This is a genomic window from Enterococcus sp. DIV0802b (assembly GCF_050543535.1).
Classification (GTDB): Bacteria; Bacillota; Bacilli; order Lactobacillales; family Enterococcaceae; genus Enterococcus_D; species Enterococcus_D entomosocium.
In genome coordinates this window covers 721,909-739,770 of sequence record NZ_CP172941.1, presented here as the reverse complement: position 1 = coordinate 739,770, position 17,862 = coordinate 721,909, and the positions used below count along the sequence as shown (strand labels likewise).

Annotated in this window: 17 protein-coding genes; 5 read left to right on the top strand and 12 right to left on the bottom strand. The window is 43.6% G+C overall.

The window, feature by feature from the left end:
- Positions 1 to 189: 189 nt before the first annotated feature.
- The 3 genes from IGJ12_RS03400 to IGJ12_RS03390 all read left to right on the top strand — a co-directional run bounded on the left by IGJ12_RS03400 (position 190) and on the right by IGJ12_RS03390 (position 3,723).
- Complete coding sequence (locus tag IGJ12_RS03400) at positions 190 to 1,089, top strand: helix-turn-helix domain-containing protein (protein WP_016611954.1); 900 nt, start codon at positions 190 to 192, stop codon at positions 1,087 to 1,089.
- 251 nt (positions 1,090 to 1,340) lie between these two features.
- A complete protein-coding gene (locus tag IGJ12_RS03395; protein ID WP_142971835.1) occupies positions 1,341 to 2,549 on the top strand; it encodes an MFS transporter in 1,209 nt (402 codons plus the stop codon).
- A gap of 1 nt (position 2,550) precedes the next feature.
- Positions 2,551 to 3,723, top strand: coding sequence for a glycoside hydrolase family 5 protein (locus tag IGJ12_RS03390; RefSeq protein ID WP_144330675.1), 1,173 nt, complete (start codon positions 2,551 to 2,553; stop codon positions 3,721 to 3,723).
- Positions 3,724 to 3,801: 78 nt separating this feature from the next.
- Here the strand turns inward: IGJ12_RS03390 and IGJ12_RS03385 are convergent, their stop codons facing one another.
- From IGJ12_RS03385 to IGJ12_RS03375, 3 genes are all read right to left on the bottom strand, one after another.
- Positions 3,802 to 4,512 carry an MgtC/SapB family protein gene (locus IGJ12_RS03385; protein ID WP_008377072.1) on the bottom strand — a complete coding sequence of 237 codons (711 nt, stop codon included), beginning with the start codon at positions 4,510 to 4,512 and terminating at the stop codon, positions 3,802 to 3,804.
- Between the two features lie 230 nt (positions 4,513 to 4,742).
- On the bottom strand, positions 4,743 to 5,444 hold the full coding sequence (nagB, locus tag IGJ12_RS03380) for a glucosamine-6-phosphate deaminase (RefSeq protein ID WP_005225171.1): 702 nt from the start codon (positions 5,442 to 5,444) through the stop codon (positions 4,743 to 4,745).
- Positions 5,445 to 5,597: 153 nt separating this feature from the next.
- Positions 5,598 to 6,200: a LysM peptidoglycan-binding domain-containing protein gene (locus IGJ12_RS03375; protein ID WP_016620555.1), complete on the bottom strand. Its 603-nt coding sequence runs from the start codon at positions 6,198 to 6,200 to the stop codon at positions 5,598 to 5,600.
- 234 nt (positions 6,201 to 6,434) lie between these two features.
- Here IGJ12_RS03375 and IGJ12_RS03370 point away from each other — a divergent pair, with 234 nt between their 5' ends.
- Complete coding sequence (locus IGJ12_RS03370; protein WP_430619351.1) at positions 6,435 to 6,824, top strand: DUF1093 domain-containing protein; 390 nt, start codon at positions 6,435 to 6,437, stop codon at positions 6,822 to 6,824.
- Positions 6,825 to 7,143: 319 nt separating this feature from the next.
- On the opposite strand, the gene glnA is transcribed toward IGJ12_RS03370, so the two are convergent.
- From glnA to IGJ12_RS03340, 6 genes are all read right to left on the bottom strand, one after another.
- Positions 7,144 to 8,484 (bottom strand): type I glutamate--ammonia ligase, encoded by a 1,341-nt coding sequence (glnA, locus tag IGJ12_RS03365; RefSeq protein WP_005225167.1) that lies wholly within the window; start codon positions 8,482 to 8,484, stop codon positions 7,144 to 7,146.
- 59 nt (positions 8,485 to 8,543) lie between these two features.
- A complete protein-coding gene (locus tag IGJ12_RS03360; protein ID WP_005225166.1) occupies positions 8,544 to 8,924 on the bottom strand; it encodes a MerR family transcriptional regulator in 381 nt (126 codons plus the stop codon).
- 288 nt (positions 8,925 to 9,212) lie between these two features.
- Positions 9,213 to 10,457 carry a GTPase HflX gene (hflX, locus tag IGJ12_RS03355; protein WP_005225165.1) on the bottom strand — a complete coding sequence of 415 codons (1,245 nt, stop codon included), beginning with the start codon at positions 10,455 to 10,457 and terminating at the stop codon, positions 9,213 to 9,215.
- Positions 10,454 to 11,371 (bottom strand): tRNA (adenosine(37)-N6)-dimethylallyltransferase MiaA, encoded by a 918-nt coding sequence (miaA, locus tag IGJ12_RS03350; RefSeq protein ID WP_008377061.1) that lies wholly within the window; start codon positions 11,369 to 11,371, stop codon positions 10,454 to 10,456. Before miaA ends, hflX begins: the two co-directional genes overlap by 4 nt.
- Positions 11,368 to 12,117, bottom strand: coding sequence for a glycerophosphodiester phosphodiesterase (locus IGJ12_RS03345; protein WP_087665118.1), 750 nt, complete (start codon positions 12,115 to 12,117; stop codon positions 11,368 to 11,370). The genes miaA and IGJ12_RS03345 overlap by 4 nt, the downstream gene beginning before the upstream one ends.
- 221 nt (positions 12,118 to 12,338) lie before the next feature.
- Complete coding sequence (locus IGJ12_RS03340) at positions 12,339 to 12,857, bottom strand: hypothetical protein (protein WP_008377057.1); 519 nt, start codon at positions 12,855 to 12,857, stop codon at positions 12,339 to 12,341.
- 175 nt (positions 12,858 to 13,032) lie between these two features.
- On the opposite strand from IGJ12_RS03340, the gene clpP reads away from it, so the two are divergent.
- Positions 13,033 to 13,623, top strand: coding sequence for an ATP-dependent Clp endopeptidase proteolytic subunit ClpP (clpP, locus tag IGJ12_RS03335; RefSeq protein ID WP_005225161.1), 591 nt, complete (start codon positions 13,033 to 13,035; stop codon positions 13,621 to 13,623).
- 60 nt (positions 13,624 to 13,683) lie between these two features.
- Here the strand turns inward: clpP and IGJ12_RS03330 are convergent, their stop codons facing one another.
- From IGJ12_RS03330 to IGJ12_RS03320, 3 genes are all read right to left on the bottom strand, one after another.
- The gene (locus IGJ12_RS03330; protein ID WP_260605111.1) at positions 13,684 to 14,277 is read right to left on the bottom strand and encodes a gamma carbonic anhydrase family protein; all 594 of its coding nucleotides are present in this window, start codon (positions 14,275 to 14,277) and stop codon (positions 13,684 to 13,686) included.
- 62 nt (positions 14,278 to 14,339) lie between these two features.
- Complete coding sequence (locus IGJ12_RS03325; protein WP_005237514.1) at positions 14,340 to 16,097, bottom strand: ABC transporter ATP-binding protein; 1,758 nt, start codon at positions 16,095 to 16,097, stop codon at positions 14,340 to 14,342.
- Positions 16,094 to 17,827, bottom strand: a complete 1,734-nt coding sequence (locus tag IGJ12_RS03320) for an ABC transporter ATP-binding protein (RefSeq protein ID WP_420694651.1) — start codon at positions 17,825 to 17,827, stop codon at positions 16,094 to 16,096. Before IGJ12_RS03320 ends, IGJ12_RS03325 begins: the two co-directional genes overlap by 4 nt.
- Between the last annotated feature and the right edge of the window lie 35 nt (positions 17,828 to 17,862).

The window sequence follows — 17,862 nt, the reverse complement described above, 5'->3', positions numbered from 1 at the left end:
CCTATTCTTAACTTTTTATTCGTTTTGCAACCAAACAACAGTTTTTTTATCATCGTTTGCAGGCGAATGCGATAAATTGAAACCGTTTTATTCGATTGCTACATTTATCTTACGAAACTTTTAGGGTAGAATGAATATCAAAAAAAAGCCAATACTTACCATTTTTCATTTTTAAGGAGGTCGTACCGAATGAACCCAACACCTAAATGGCTAGAACAGCTGGTCAAATTACCCGATATCGACATCAATTTAAAAACCTTTGGTGGACACAAGCAACGCGTTTCCGAAGGATGGTGTGCACCGCAAGAGACCCACTTTGCTTTTGAGATCATGATGATCATTGATGGAGAGCAGCGCACAATATTTGAAGGCAGGCAGTTTGATTTTGTGGCAAATGATGTGATCCTGATACCGCCTGGTACCGCTCATGAAAATACTTGTCTCGTAGCAGAAGGTTTAGAGTATTTTTGTATGCATTTCGATCTTGATGATCCTGAGATTCAGCAACAGTTGTTGATGTATTGTCCTTTACTACTAAAAAAGACAAATCCCGCTTACCAAGCGATCGTTGAGATCCTTCAGCAATACATTGCGTTTTTGGCAAGCGGATACTTTGGAATGAAAGAAAAAATCGCCATTGAGATCTTACTGTTAGAACTGATGCGTGCCTTACTAGACTATGTCGAAGATGAAAAAAATCAGTTAGCGCATACAGATAACACTTCCCTTGTTTTAGCAAAAGCGATCGCAGAATCGATCCAACAAAATTTTCGTACGTACACACAAAGCCCTACGGAAGAAAACAAAGCCTTGCTTTCCATGAGTTATACGGCCAATTCATTGAACATTAGTAATAGTACGATGCTGACGGTTTTCAAAAAAGTTTATGCTAGTAGTCCAAAACAGTACTTAGATCAATTACGCTTCAACCAAGCAAAATTCTATCTCCATCAACCCAAATTGGCCATCGCCGAAATCGCAGAGATCATTGGCTATCAAAATGCCGCCCACTTTACGAGACAATTCAAAAAATGGGCAAACATGTCGCCGAATAAATACCGTAAGCTCCAGTTAGAAGCAGCAAAATAAGTAATCGACAAATAATGATTCGAGAAAAGCGACTTCTACTTCTTCCTCTGAGGATTCGAAAAAAGCTTTTTTCACATAATAAATGAAAAATGGTAAATTTCCCCTTTTTTTTGATATTTCAAGTCCTGTCAGCATTCTTTATGATTAATACCAAGAAATCGTTTGCAGGAATAAAAATAGTTAGTTGCAAAATAGCAAGATGGGAGATATTCTCAGCACACTTGCTTTGCACTACATTAAGGGGAATATGTATGCTTTCAGAAAATTCAATGTCAATCAAAAGTCGGTTGCCGTTAAAAATCGGAATTTTGAGTCTTTCATTGGTCGTACAAGCTGCTGGTGCAGTAGCAGCAGCCGTACCTTTTATTATGAACGATTTTTCTGACCGAACCACCGCACAAGTCCAATCTATTTTGACACTGCCATCAATGGCAATCTTGATTTTCATTCTGCTAAGTTCATGGTTTATCAAAGCACTTGGCAAAAAGCGAACGGTCTGTTTAGGCTTGATGATCGCTTTAGTCGGTGGTATCTTACCGGCATTTACAATGAACTTTGGCTTGATTTTATTTGCCCGTATTTTGTTTGGCGCAGGTCTGGGGCTCTTTAACTCAATGACCGTCTCCTTGATCGGCGACAACTTTACAGGTGCCGAGCAAAAAAACTTATTAGGTATTCAATCAGCCGTGATGACTTTAGGAAATAGCCTAGCAACGTTTGCTGCGGGCTTACTGTTAACGATCTCGTGGCAAGCTTCATTCTTAGTGTACTTGGTCATCTTACCGATTCTGTTTCTTTTTCTTTTCGGTTATCGTAACGTCAATGAAAATCCAGTTGAAACAACGCAGTCATCAACCATCGATACAAAAAGAAGAAAGCTGCCATTAAGCGTAACTTTAGGTATTTTGACTCTCTTTTTATTCTTCATTAGTTTGATGGTCGTCATTACTTCTTCCGCACTACTGATTCAAGAATTGGCGCTGACGAATCAAGGATTTCTTTCCACCGCACTAGCGATCGCCGGTATTTTTAGCAGCTTGGTCGCATTAGCTTTTGGTCAAATCACCAAATTATTAAAGCGCTTTACACCAGTTGTCGTCATCAGTTTCGCAATGGTTGGTTTTTTCACGATAACTTTAGCACCTACGATGACCGTCTTTTTCATTGGTCTATTAGTGGTTTATCTTGCCAATCTTGTAGTTCCTTATGTATACAGTGTCATTCTTAGCGATGTAGATCCAGAAGCCAATAACTTAGTTGTTTCTTTGGCAATGGTCGCTTGTAATCTTGGTGCTTTTTCCTCCCCCTATGTCATAAACTTTATCAGTCAACTGTTTGGCATGACAACGGCGGTCATGCAAGTCAGAATCGCTGCCGGAATCATGGCAATCATTGCTCTGATTTTTCTATTTCTCGCTTTCAATAAAATAACCACACCTATTAGTAAGGAGGAACTATAAGATGGAACAAAAACTTAGAGGCGTCAACCTAGGCGGTTGGCTTGTATTAGAAAAATGGATGGCACCTAGTCTCTTTCAAGGAACACCTGCCGATGACGAGTATTATTTAGCCTATAATCTACCTGAAGCTGAATACCAAGCACGGCTGTTGATTCATCGTGAAACATTCATCACTGAAGCTGACTTCTTGCGCATTTCAGCAGCTGGCTTCAATACCGTTCGAATACCTGTCCCTTATTTTATTTTTGGTGATCGTGCCCCCTTTATTGGCTGTATCGACTATTTGGATAAAGCCTTCGCTTGGGCAAAGGCTTATGACCTAAAAATCTTGATTGATCTGCATACCGCACCCTTCAGCCAAAATGGTTTTGACAATGGTGGTCTCTCGGGTGTGGTCAGATGGGCACAAATGCCCGAAGAAGTGGCGTTCGAATTAACGGTCTTGGAACGTTTGGCGCAAAGATATGCGGATCACGAAGCATTGTGGGGCATTGAAGTATTAAACGAACCGATCACAGATGGTGAAGTGTGGCACAGCATGAATCCCATGGATCGTTTCCCACCTCGTGATCTTGCGTTAGCAAAAGGTAGTGCACCGATCTCTTTAGACTTTTTGAGAACTTTTTATCAAGATGCCTATCGAAGAATGCGTAACTATTTAAGCGATGACAAAGTGATCGTCTTTCATGATGGCTTCCAATTGCATGCTTGGAAAGAGTTTTTCACCCAAAACGATTTTCACAATGTCATGCTAGATACGCACCAATACGTTATGATGGCAGAAATGGCCGGCACAGAGCAATCCTTGGAAGCATACGTGTCTTTCATTGATGGCTTAGCCAAAGAGATCGCCACGGTTGCACAATATGTCGAGGTTTTTGTTGGAGAATGGTCCTTGTTCAACTCCTATGCTGTTGGTACAGATACCAAAGGCGGTATCAATCCCACACAAGAGGAATTCAGTAGCAACCGTAGTTTGACAAAAAGTGAATTAGAAGAAGTTTATCAAACTTTGTGGCGTGCTTCAATCACAGCTTGGAACCAAGGAGCCGGACACATGTACTGGACCTATAAGTTATCCATCGATACGATCAATGAGCCTGCTTGGTATGGCTGGGATTCCTGGGATGCTAGTCGAGCTATGGCAAAAAACTGGATCGATCCACGTTTCTAAAACACAACAAAAAACGAGATTGAAACGAAGCAAACGATACTGTTTGCGTTACGTTTCAATCTCGCTTTTTTGTTGCTTTTAAGCAATATCCACCAAGCGGATCTTCGTGACATTTTTGTAGACAGACAATTCTTCGATCACTTCAGAAAAGCCTAGTCCTCGCGGGAGATCAATCGTATAAATGTTGGTATAAATGCGATAGTCTTCCATGAATTTGACATCAAAATTGACATCTTCGATCACGATATTTTTCTCTTGGAAGTACTCCGTCAAAAACTCTTTGGTCTCGGTGCGGTGGATGTACTGGATTTCTAATTTCTTTGCTGTTGGTACGCGGACGATCCGCTTAACGATCGTCAATGCAAAGAAGATCCCGATAAAACTGCTTAATGCGATAGTGTAAAAGCCCATCCCGATGGCAATTCCTAAACCGGCGATCGCCCATAAGGAAGCAGCCGTCGTCAACCCCGTCACCGAGCGCTTCGTCACAATGATCGTTCCGGCGCCTAGAAAACCGACCCCGCTGACGACTTGTGCGATCAATCGTGCTTCGTCCGAACGAATCACCCCTGCTAAATCTGGATGATCCAGCGCATCTCTCATGGCACCTGTGGCGATCTCCACTTGGATCAAAGCAATGACACAAGCCCCCATGCAAACCAAAATATGGGTTCTAAGACCAGCAGGTCGGCTTTTGTACTGCCGCTCGTACCCAATCGCGCCACCCATGACCATCGCCAACAGCAACCTCAGTGCTACTTCAGGAATGGATAAATGCATATCAACCATTTGCATCCCTCTTTTCTTCGTATTCTCTCTTTTAACTATAGCATCTCTGATGGAAAAAAGGAAAAAACATCGCTAGAGCGGCCAAATAAAAAAAGCCTCCTCAGAAATAAGCAAGATAGATCCGAACCATCGCTCGCAGCTGCGCTGGCATTACTGCACAAGCGCAGGGGGAAGCTGAAAGGATGGCGCGTTTTCCTTCTGACTTATTTCTGAAAAGGGCTGATTTTGTTTTACAGGTTGCTGGCAGCAGCCTCATCGATGATCACGATCACGTCATCATGCTTTTGTAAAACAGAAGCTGGTAATTCGTTGGTTACGGGTCCTTCGATCATTTTTTGGATTGCATCCGCTTTGACTTCGCCAAATGCCATCAAAATGATTTTTTTGCTTTGCATAATTGAACCGATCCCCATGGAAATCGCCGTCGTTGGGACGTCTTCGACTTTATCAAAGTAGCGTTTGTTGGCATTGATGGTTGATTCAGTCAAGTCAACGACTGAGGTCGTTCCTTCAAAGGATGCACCAGGTTCGTTGAAGCCGATATGTCCGTTTTGACCGATACCCAAGATTTGGATATCAACTGGGTGATCTGCAATCACGCTATCGTAGCGTTGGCATTCTGCTTCTAAGTCTTCCGCTTTGCCGTTTGGTACGAAGGTTTCTTTGAATGGTTTTTTATTGAATAAATGAGCATTCATGAAGTAGCGATAGCTTTGTTCGTCTTCGCCGCCTAGTCCTACGTATTCATCTAAGTTGACTGAAGTCATTTCTGAAAAATCAACTTCACTGGCAGTCATTTCTGCATAAAGGGTCTCTGGCGTGCTTCCTGTTGCTAAACCTAGGACTTTGGCGCCATTTGCCATACCTTCTTGTATCAATTCAAAAGCTTTCTTTCCGCCTTGAGCAGCATCTTTAACGCGAATAATTTCCATGATCAGCGCTCCGTTTCTATTTGGTATAGTCCAATAATACCACAGGTTGTGTTGAATTACAATAATTAGTCTAGACCAGATGACGATTTTTTCTCGGCAATCAAAAAAAGACGAGCTCTAAAATGCGCTCGTCTCTACTCGTATTCTACTTGTTTACCAATTCGTATAAACATCAATACCGCTATGACCGACACCTGTGTCATAGACTTTGTAGGCACCTAAGGATGATTGACCGGTCGAACCTTTCGGTTGATTGTCACTGGCAACAACGATGTACCCATCGGCATCACGGATCGTTCCGTCAGAGGCTACATGGCGTCCAGGGATGTTCAATCCGCCTCCTGGCAAAACTTTTTGTGAGTAGTACGATTCTCTCACACCATTGAAGTAGTTGATCCCATCCACTGGATTCAGGACTCCAGAACCAGCACCAGGAATGCTTGAACGGGTTTGACTCACGTTAGCAGTCGCTGTAGATTCACTTTTTTCTGTGCTTTCTTTCGTACTTGTTTCTTTGTTTTCTACTGATTGGCCATCGTTAGAAACCAACAATGTTTCGCCATCAAAAATCATATTTGGATTTTCGATCGAATCATTCAAAGCTAAAAGGTCTTCGATCGTTGTTTGATAAGTAGCAGCGATCCCAGATAGGGTGTCTCCTGGTTCGACAACATGGGTTTGTTCTGCTGCTGAAACAACTGTTCCTCCAACGAATAAACCAAATCCTGCAACAACTGTAAATGCAAATTTTTTCAAATGAAAAAACCTCTCTTTTGATTATTTGTCCCGCTATCGGGCACAAGTAAGAGAATAACATTACAATGTTGCAGGAAGGTTTCAGAAATGTTTTTCATTATCACAATTGTTAAACAGAAAATTACAAGCTTTTTGATAATAAACAGTAAACTTACAATATTGTTATCCATTTCGATGAATGATTTCGGCTCCATCATGCTATAGTAAACCCAGTAATTGAAAGGATCGATGCACATGAAAAAACTACTTTTGACGCTTGGCGTTTTGATTTTAGCAGTAGGTGGCTATTTTGGCTACACTTACTATACAACAACTTATCAAGGGATAACGGCCTATGCCATCACGCCCAACAAAGTCCTAGAAAAGACCCAAACGTACAGCGATTCCGGTGAAAAAATCGATGGCTCCTTTACGTATAAGTACACGTTTGAGTTTGTTAAGAAAAACGGCGAGAAAGAACTCATGACCTATGATCTTTCTGGTGAAAATGTGAAGCCATTCGCGCCAAATACCTTAGTCAAAGCAGAGATCAGTAAAACCCGTGTCATCTCGGGTCCCAATGAAGTCCCTCAATCAGAAGTCCCAGCAAAAATACTGTCTGAGCTGGAAACCTTTGACGAATAAGGACTTCTTACAAGAAACTTTCTACTTTTTAAGGTTCATTTTACTTTGACCGGCTATGCTAGCTTTATACCAAAACTATTTTTCTTCCTCTTACCAGTCCTCGCCCGACTGGTATTTTTTATTTTTTCTCAATGATCAGGCAAAATTTACGCGCCTTATAGACAGAACCGCTCTAGCTTCGCAATGTTTTTCTGTTCAAATTTTGATCAACCAGTTATTGACTATCGGAAATAAATAAACCGAGAATTATTAGGATAAAAGCTGAGTTCATCATAAAAAAACCGCTAGATTGTTTATCTCTAGCGGTTTTCTTGCGATTTTAGTATAGCTCCAAGTATTGTTCTCTTTCCCACTCGGAGACTGTTTGGCGGAAGGCTGCCCATTCTAATCGTTTTGCTTCGACAAAGTTGGCATAGATGTGTTTGCCTAAAGCATCGATCATCACTTGATCTTTGCGCAATGCTTTGATGGCATTGTGGATCGTTGATGGCAGATCTTCGATTTGTGCTTCTGCACGTTCTGTTTCGTTCATGATGTAGATGTTGCGGTCGACTGCTGGTGGTGGTGTCAACTCACGTCTAACGCCATCAAGTCCTGCTTGCAGTAAAACAGCCATTGCTAAGTATGGGTTGGCTGATGGGTCAACCGAACGCAATTCCAAACGCGTTGACAAGCCTCTTGATTCTGGTACCCGAATCAATGGTGAACGGTTGCGTCCTGACCATGCCACGTATACAGGCGCTTCGTAACCTGGCACTAAGCGTTTGTAGGAGTTGACGGTTGGGTTGCAGACAGCTGTGTAAGCACGGGCGTGTTCGATCAAACCGCCTAAGAAGTGATACGCTGTTTGGCTTAATTGCATTGGCCCTTCTTCATCAAAGAAGACATTTTCATCGCCTTTGAACAAGGACATGTTGCAGTGCATGCCTGAACCGTTGATGCCGAATAATGGTTTTGGCATGAAGGTTGCATGCAAGCCGTGTTTACGAGCAATAGTTTTCACGACAAGTTTGAAGGTTTGGATGTTGTCACATGCTTCCACTGCATCCGCATATTTAAAATCGATCTCGTGTTGCCCTGGTGCTACCTCATGGTGAGACGCTTCAACTTCAAAGCCAAGGCTTTCTAATTCTAATACGATATCGCGACGGCAGTTTTCCCCTAGATCGGTTGGGGCAAAATCGAAGTAGCCGCCTTTGTCGTTTAATTCCGTTGTGATTTCGCCTGCTTCATCTAATTTGAATAGGAAAAATTCTGGTTCTGGTCCAAGATTGAAAGAAGTAAAGCCAAGGGATTGCATGTCCGCTAATGCCCGTTTTAAGTTGCCGCGAGGGTCGCCTGCAAATGGGGTGCCATCTGGATTGTAGATATCACAGATCAAACGAGCCACTTTGCCATGTTCACTTTCCCAAGGGAAGATCATCCATGTCGACAAATCAGGATACAGATACATGTCACTTTCTTCAATACGGACAAATCCTTCAATAGAAGAACCGTCAAACATCATTTTGTTTTCCAGTACTTTATCTAATTGACTTACAGGTACTTCAACGTTCTTGTTTGTTCCTAAAATATCAGTAAACATCAAGCGTAAAAAGCGCACGTTCTCATCCTTTACGATTTGTTTGATGTCTTCGGCAGTTCTTTCAAATTTTGGCATAGTATCCCTTCCTTTTTCCCAATTCTTTTTTTATATCACAGCAATGATCTACAAATGTTCTACATTCGTGGACCTTTTTGCTGGTATGGCTGTTGTTGATTCAATCCACCTTGAGCCAAGAGTTCATCATAAAAAATTCGACGAACATCTTCATCGGTCAGCGGCGGTTTGTTCTTCGCTTCTTTTTCTTTGGCAACTTTCATTTCATAAACTCGTTTGATCCCAGCCATGTTCAGTCCATCGGAAAGATAGTCTTTGATCTCTAGCAAGGTATCAATATCATTCAGCGAATACATGCGTCGATTGCCATCGCTGCGTTCCGGGTGGATCAATTCTTGTTCTTCGTAATAACGAATTTGACGGGCGGTGAGATCGGTCAATTTCATGACTGTTCCGATAGGAAAGACTGACATTGAGCGCCGCAATTCTTTTTCCCGCATAACTTGGCTCCCCTCCGTTTCAATGATGCTGCGTAACTTTATGGAAACTATACCAATTCTTTTTTTGCGTGTCAACCCCTCATGTTAGAAAAAGTGACATGAATGCAAATTTTTTTGATTTTTTCATTAGGTCCTTGATTTGATCGTATGTTCAAGCAGTTGTTTTTATGGAAGAAATGGTGCTTTAGCCAAAAATGTTCGGTTTTTGCGTTCAAAGCAAGCCAAACCACTTATACTTCATAATTTTGTCACGACAAAAAAACGGTGCATCGGTTGCACCGTTTCTGCTTATTCCTGTTCTTGCGCCATTCTGCGTAGTGGATAGGTATCCTCAAGCGCAAATCCTTTGATATGATAGGTCTGTGTTGCTTCATCGAAGGCATTGCTCAAAACTAGTGACTCCCGTTTTAAACGATTCAGCGCATTGCCTTCATCGGCTTGCAGAACCAGATGATAAGGCTGCATGATCTGCATCAACTCCATTTTGATCGCCTGAGTCAAGCGTTCTTTGCCTTTGGTACTCTTTGCCGAAATCAAGACGTTGGGAAAGAGCGTTGGGACAAACTGATCGGCGTCGATGCGATCCGCCTTATTATAGACCGTCAACATCGGTAATTGGGTCAAAGAAAGTTCTTCCATTAACTTCAAGACGGTCTCCTCTTGCTGAACCCGTTCTTCGGAACTGGCATCGACGACATGCAGCAAGAAGTCCATGTTTTGACTTTCTTCCAGTGTGGAATGAAACGCATCGATCAATTGGGTCGGCAATTCTTGGATAAAGCCAACCGTATCGGTAATGGTGACTTCAAATCCTTCCGGCATCCGCCAGCGTTTCGTCAACGGATCGAGTGTTGCGAACAGCTGGTCTTGTTCATACGTATCCGCACTGGTCAAAATATTTAAAATAGTTGATTTTCCGGCATTGGTATAACCAATCAAGCCCATTTGAAAGACTTGGCTGTCTTTGCGCTTTTGGCGTGTCCGGTCTCGATGGGCGGCCACTTCCTTCAATTCCCGTTTGATGATGGTGATGCGGTTGCGGATGTGTCGACGATCGGTCTCCAGCTTGGTTTCCCCTGGCCCTCTCGTTCCGATTCCGCCCCCCAGCCGAGACATGTTCTTTCCTTGCCCTATCAAACGTGGAAGCAAATAATCCAGCTGCGCCAATTCTACTTGCAGCTTTCCTTCTTTGGAACGGGCACGCATCGCAAAAATATCGAGGATCAGCTGGACGCGATCAATCACTGGCACTTCTAGCGCATCACCGATCAACTGGCTTTGCCTTGGTGTCAGTTCATGATTGAAGATCACTAGATCTGCTTCATGTGCTTCTGCCAACTGCTGCAATTCCGCAACTTTCCCCTTGCCAATCACGGTTTGTCGATCGACTTGCTGCCGTTTTTGCACCAGTGAAAAAACAACTTCACCATTGGCGGTTTTTGTTAAGCTTTTCAATTCTTTCATTGACGAATCAAAATGAAGATAGTTTTTCTCCGTTTCTACTCCGACAAGAATCACACGTTCTTGGCTCATCTTTTCTCCTCCAACCATTGGTTGATTTCTGTTTCAAGGGTACGTTGTTCTTCAGGTTGTCTCACTAAATCAATCCATCGGGGCTGTGCTCGGTTATTGAACCACGTCAGCTGCCGCTTGGCATAGCGGCGTGAGTTTTGCTTGATTTGCTCAATTGTTTCATCCAATGTGGCCTGCCCGTGAAAATAGGGCAAAAATTCCTTGTAGCCGATCCCTTTGGCGGCTTGCGTTTCTGGATACTGCAAAACAGCTTTTGCTTCTTCGATCAAACCTTGATCCATCATTAAGTCCACTCGCTGATTGATTCGCTGGTATAACAATTCTCGCTCAGTGGTTAAACCGATCATGAAGAAATCGTACAAAACTTGCGGTGTTTCTTTTGGTGCAGCAATACTTTCGCCAGTCATTTCAAAAACCTCCAACGCACGAATCACTTTCCGCTCATTGTTGTAGTGGATCTTCGCTGCTGCCAAGGGATCGACCGCCTGCAGCTTTTGCCATAGAGCTTCTTTGCCGATGGCTGCTGCTTCTTGTTCATAGCGCTGACGAATCGTTGGGTCGCCTTCTTCTGCCCCTAAACGAAAGTCATACAAAAGCGCTTGGATGTATAGCCCTGTCCCCCCCACAACGATCGGCAGCTTTCCTTGCTGCTGGATCGTCTCAATGGCCTCACGCCCCATTTGCTGGAAATCAGCCGCAGAATACGTTTCCGTCATTGCACGAATATCGATCAAATGATGAGGAATCCCTGCCATTTCTTCCTTCGTCACTTTGGCGGTACCGATATCTAATTGTCGATAAATTTGCATGGAATCCCCGCTGATGATCTCCCCATGGTATTTTTGAGCTAATTGGATACTCAAGGCGGTTTTACCGACTGCGGTCGGTCCCACGATCACTAAGACTTTTTTCATCCTTTTGTTTCCTCGCGGACCTGCTGCACAATTGCCCGAGCGTTTTCTGGAAAATCGGTGATGATCCCGGTCACCCCCAAAGCCAAGCAGGTGCGAATCGCCGCTTCTTCATTGACAGTCCACGGACGGATCGCAATCGGAAAATCAGTCAAGACCGTTGCTGTCTCTTGGACCCAGCGATAGGCCGGATGAATTCCTTCGATATACGGTCGGCTGAGCGCCAACGGTGGTTTGTCTTCCCCGCGTCCCATAATAAAATCAAGGATCGCATCCGGTTCGATCGCATGCATCCGATCCAAAGTCTCGATATTGAAGGAACAATACCAATGAGTAAAAGGCCATTCTTGGCTATTCAATAAGTCGGATACTTTGGCTTCGATTCCTTCATACTCATAATGATCGGTTTTTAATTCGATCGTCAAAATGCCACGATAATTCTTCGCTGCAAGTAAATCCAACACTTCTTTTAGCGTGGGGACTTTGGCGGCTTGGAATTCCTCAGAAAACCAGCTGCCGGCGTTGAGTTCTTTTAGTTCAGCAACCGTCAGGTCACAGATCCGACCTTTGCCGTTGGTCGTTCGATCAACCGTTTCATCATGCATGACGATCAAGCCGCCATCTTTTGATAGATGCACATCTAACTCAATGATATCAGCTTTGACCCGCACCGCTTCCGCAAAGGCCGGTAGCGTGTTTTCAGGTCGGTTGCCGCTACTCCCGCGGTGGGCAACGATTTGTACCATCATTCTTTCACTCCATTCTCACTCTTTATTTTACCATGGAATCTGCTAGAACCAAAAAGCCTCTGTTTGTTTTGATCCTTTTAAGGGGACAGCGCTTTGTTTCGGTCAAAGAAAAACACTCTTACTATGATCGCAGTAAGAGTGTGTGTGATCAGTTGAAAAAGTGCAATCGTCGATACTATGGTTTGGTTACCTTAACCAAGGCGACCGACTGACCAGAAGAATCAAATCGTTTTTGAAAAATAGGTCAACGGTTCGCTCGTCATGTTTTTCATTTGGTTTTTACGCTCATTGACCATTTCAACCAATTGATCAAGGAAATTTTCCATAATGATCCGACCGCCTTTATACGTATACCCACCGATCTTAACGGTTTCCTCTGGCGACAAAATCACCCGACGTGTCCCGATTTTTTTGAAAAATTCTTCCAAGAAAAAATTCGGTAGATAAAAACTATTTTGCGCCGCAAAAGATTGTAGATAGGCGAAATCATCGATGGTGATATAACAGTCATCAAAAGCATCAAAGCTGACATACTCATCCATCAGCATGACCCGTTTTTGTAGAATCTCACTGATTTTTTGATTCAATAAAACCAGCGTTTCGATTTCTTTGACTTTATGCTCCAACAAACGGCGTTGTTTTTCTTTTTGTTCCTCATACCGTATGCGTAAATTAAAAATGATGGTTACTAACAATGCGCCCACTAAGACGCCAATCAAACCTGCTATTGCTACTGCCATTCTTCGATCCTTCCTCATTCCTTTTTTAATATTGTATCATATTTGAAAGTTTCGCAAAAAAGATAACGAACTTTTTATTTGACCTTTCTTGACCTAATCGGTATACTATCTCTTAGATATTGCGAAAACTTTATGCTAAACTATATCTATAACGATTTTTAGGAGGACTATCACTATGAATTTAATTCCTACTGTCATTGAACAATCATCTCGCGGTGAAAGAGCGTATGACATCTATTCTCGTCTATTAAAAGACCGGATCATTATGTTGAGTGGTCAAGTAACCGATGACTTAGCAAACTCGATCATTGCTCAGCTTTTATTCTTAGACGCGCAAGATTCTGAAAAAGACATCTACTTGTACATCAACTCGCCTGGCGGAAGCGTTACTGCTGGTCTAGCGATCTTTGATACCATGAACTTTATCAAAGCCGATGTCCAAACCATCGTTATGGGGATGGCTGCTTCTATGGGTTCATTCTTATTGACCGCTGGTGAAAAAGGCAAACGCTTTGCGTTACCAAATGCCGAAATCATGATTCACCAACCATTAGGTGGCGCACAAGGTCAAGCAACTGAGATTGAAATTGCTGCCCGCCACATTTTGGCAACCCGCGAACGTCTGAACAAAATCTTGTCAGAACGTACTGGTCAACCAATCGAAGTGATTGAACGCGATACCGATCGCGACAACTTCATGACCGCACAAGAAGCCAAAGACTACGGCTTGATCGACGAGATCATGGAATCAAACAAATTGAAATAAGCTTGCATAAAAAGGTGTACGAAGCAATTCGTACACCTTTTTGCGTCTTTTGGTTCATCGTCAGACTTCGCCATATTGGCCTTGTTGGTAAGCATGCCCATTCTCCACGTAATGCGTGATGTTTGCCTGATTTTTGGCGATCTCTTCTTCTGTCAACGGGCGGATCACTCGTGCCGGACGACCAAACGCCAACACATTAGGAGGAATGACGGTTCCTTCCGTCACTAACGAACCGGCACCTAACAAACTATTTTCGCCGATCACGGCATGATTCAAAACGATCGAGCTCATGCCGACCAGCGCCCCTTTTTTGATGGTACAGCCATGGAGCATACACTGATGCCCAACAGTCACATCGTCTTCAACGATCGTCGGGGCATCGTGATCAACGTGGATGATCGTTCCATCTTGAATATTGGTACGCGCGCCGATTTCGATTCGATTGGCATCGCCTCGAATCACTGCTTGAAACCAGACCGTACTATCTTTTCCTAGAGTCACGTTTCCTACGATCGTCGCATTTTTTGCCACAAAACAAGGTGTCGCTTGCGGCGAGGCGGGCGAAACTGTTTTTGGGGTTTCATTCCCTGATTGTTCTTTGTCCATCAACTTCTCCTTCCAATCCATAAACGGATCTGCGCTTTCTTTTTTCACTATAGCACCACCCTTGCTACAATGCAAAAAGAGCGCCAGTCAGACTGGACGCTCTTTTCGGCTTACTCGGCTTCTTCTGAAAATTGACTTTGATACAGTTGGCTATAAAAGCCGCCAGCTGCCAACAAGGTCTCGTGATTGCCTTTTTCAATGATCGACCCTTGATCCATCACTAAGATCAGATCCGCTTCACGAATCGTTGACAAACGATGGGCGATCACAAAGCTGGTACGACCTTCCATCACTTTATCCATTGCTTTTTGAATCAGCGCTTCTAAGCGGGTATCTACCGAACTGGTGGCTTCATCGAGAATCAAAATCTTCGGATCAGAGATGACTGCCCGGGCGATGGTCAACAATTGTTTTTGTCCCAAAGAGACATTGTCGCCTTCAGAATTGATGATCATCTCGTAGCCATCTGGCATCGTACGAATGAAGTGATCCACATTGGCGGTTTTCGCTGCATCAACGACTTCATAATCGGTGGCATCTAATTTCCCAAAGCGAATGTTATCGCCGATCGTGCCTTCATACAACCACGCATCTTGTAAAACCATCCCAAACAGTGAGCGGACATCGTGACGTTCCATCTTCTTCGTGTCGATGCCGTCGATCTTGATGGCCCCTTCATTGACATCATAAAAACGCATCAACAAATTGATCAAGGTCGTTTTCCCAGCACCTGTTGGTCCAACGATCGCCACAGTTTGTCCAGCTTTGACTTCAAAGTTCAAGTCTTTGATCAATGGTTTTTTCGGATCATAAGCAAAGCCGACATGTTCAAAGGTCACGTCGCCTCTGATTTGTTCCGGTAATTGGATATCGGTTCGATTGACTGGCTCTTCTTCCTCATCTAAGATTTCAAAGACCCGTTTTGCTGCTGCTGAGGCACTTTGTAAGACGGAAGACAACTGGGTAATGTTCCCCATTGGCTGACTGACTTGCCAAATGTATTGAATGAACGCTTGCAGCTGACCAACAACGATCACGCCGCTGATCACGTAAAAACTACCCATGACTGCCATTGCGATATAGGTAAAGTAAGCGGTCATTTGCACCAGTGGCATCATCAATCCTGACACAAAGGCAGAACGAAAGCCGTAATAGCGCAACTGGTGGTTAACGTTTTTAAACCCTTCAAGTGTTTGCTTTTCCCGTCCATACACTTTCAACACACTGAATCCAGTCATGTTTTCTTGTACGTAGCCGTTCAGATCTCCTAACGCATTTTGCATGCCTTGGAAGTCCTTTTGCGACTTTTTGACGATTGTGCGAGAAATCAATAAGGAGGCTGGGATCATGATCAATGAAACCAATGCCATGTAAGTATTGATATAAAACATCATAGAAACCGCCATAATGATTCCTAAGAAGGCATTGACGATCCCGATCAAGGCTTGCTGCATCGCACCGCTGACGGCATCCACGTCATTGGTCACCCTTGACAGGATATTCCCTTGCTGGTTGCGGTCGAAGTAAGAAACGGGCAGACGATTGATTTTTTCTTCAATGTCTTGCCGCAAATCTCGCATCGCAGATTGGACAACGTTGGTGATCAGCAGCCCTGACATCAATTGTGAGAAACAGTAACCGACACCAACGACTGCGATCCAGATCAAGCAAAGGATCACGTAATCAAAATTAACGCCTTCGCCTGCAGCGATGTTGCGGCTGATCTCTGTCGTCGGTAATCCAGAAACATACGGCATTGCCGCATTGAAGCCGACGGTTGCAACTGTAAACAGCAAGACTAGGATAAATTGTACTTTGTACGGTTTGATGTAAGCACCTAACCGTTTTAAAGAAGAGATTGCTTTCATTGTGCCAACTCCTCCTCTGATAATTGTGACGCCGCAATGTCGTAGTATACTGGACAAGTTTGCAGCAGTTCTTTGTGGGTACCGATCCCAACCACATCGCCTTCATTCAAGACGACGATCTTATCGGCATTCATGATCGTTCCTACTCGTTGAGCAACGATCAAAACGGTCGATTCCGTGGTTTCTTTTTTCAAGCGTGCCCGCAATTTTGCATCCGTTTGGTAATCCAATGCAGAAAAACTATCATCAAAAATATAGATCTCTGGTTGGCGAATCACCGCACGGGCAATCGCTAGACGTTGTTTTTGTCCGCCAGAGAAGTTGCTTCCGCCTTCTGCCAAATGAGCATCAAAGCCATCTGGTGTGCGAGAAATGAAATCGGCCGCTTGCGCAATCTCGGCTGCTCGTTCCAGCTCTGCTTGCGTGGCATCTTCTTTCCCATAGCGCAGGTTTTCTGCGATCGTCCCTGTAAATAGCAACGCTTTTTGAGGGATAAACCCGATCTTGTTGCGCAAAGTCGTTAAACTGTAATCCCGAACGTCAACGCCATCCACCAAGACGTGGCCTTCACTGACGTCGTAAAAACGCGGAATCAATTGGATCAAGGTCGATTTCCCGCTCCCGGTACTACCGATAAACGCCACAGTTTCACCTGGTGAAGCGGTAAAGCTAACATTACGAATCACTGGACTTTGCGCATGTCCCGGATAAGCAAAGGTAACATTTTTAAATTCCAAGAAACCTTTTGTCTTAGTTTCTGTCACTGGCTGTTCTGGCTCTTTGATTTCAGAAGTCGCATCTAACGCTTCTTGGATTCGGCGAGCAGAAACGGCCGCTCGTGGATACATCGTAAAGACGGTCGCAAACAGCATGAAAGAAAACAGCGCATGGAAGATGTATTCGATAAACGCAATCAAGTCACCGACTTGCAGTTGCCCTTGATCGATTTGAATACTTCCCGTCCAAATAATCAAGATCATCACGATATTGAATAAGAAGAAAAAGCCCGGTTGTGCCGTTGCCATCAAGCGAAACAAGCTGCGAGAACTAGACGCATAGGCTTGGTTGACTTTGCCAAAGCGTTTTTCTTCAAATTTTTCATTGACGAAGGCACGGATCACTCGTAAACCAGAGAGATTTTCCCGCAAAATGCCATTGATTTTATCTAGATTGGCTTGTTGCTTGGTGGATAATGGTTCCGAGATTTTGGCAATGGCGATGACTGCCATTAGCAATATCGGCAATGCCCCCAAGACATATAATCCTAGTTGTGTACTTGTCCGCATGACCATGTACAAGCTGACCACAAACATCATGGGTGTCATCAAACCCGTCCGTAAGATGCTTTGCATAAACAGCATGATTTGATACGCATCATTGGTCACACGGGTGATCAATGATGAAACCCCGATTTTTTCATATTCAGTATGTGAATAGCCTTGGACTTTTTCAAAAAGATCGTCACGAATATCTGCCACAATGTTAGTGGTGATACGTGACGTGAAATAGCCTAACAAAATGTTCATCGTGATCCCCACAATGGTGATCGCGATCATCGCCGCACCCATTTTCCATATGTAGTCGCGATCACCAGCGGCGATCCCTTTGTCGATCATTCTTGCCAATAACGTCGGCAAACCTAATTCAATCAAAATAAAACCAAAAACACAGATGAAATTAAAAACCAGCAGTTTTTTGTTTCTCATCGTATAGTGCCACATTAATTTCAAAAAATCCCCTCCTTTTTTACTTCATTACTTCTACT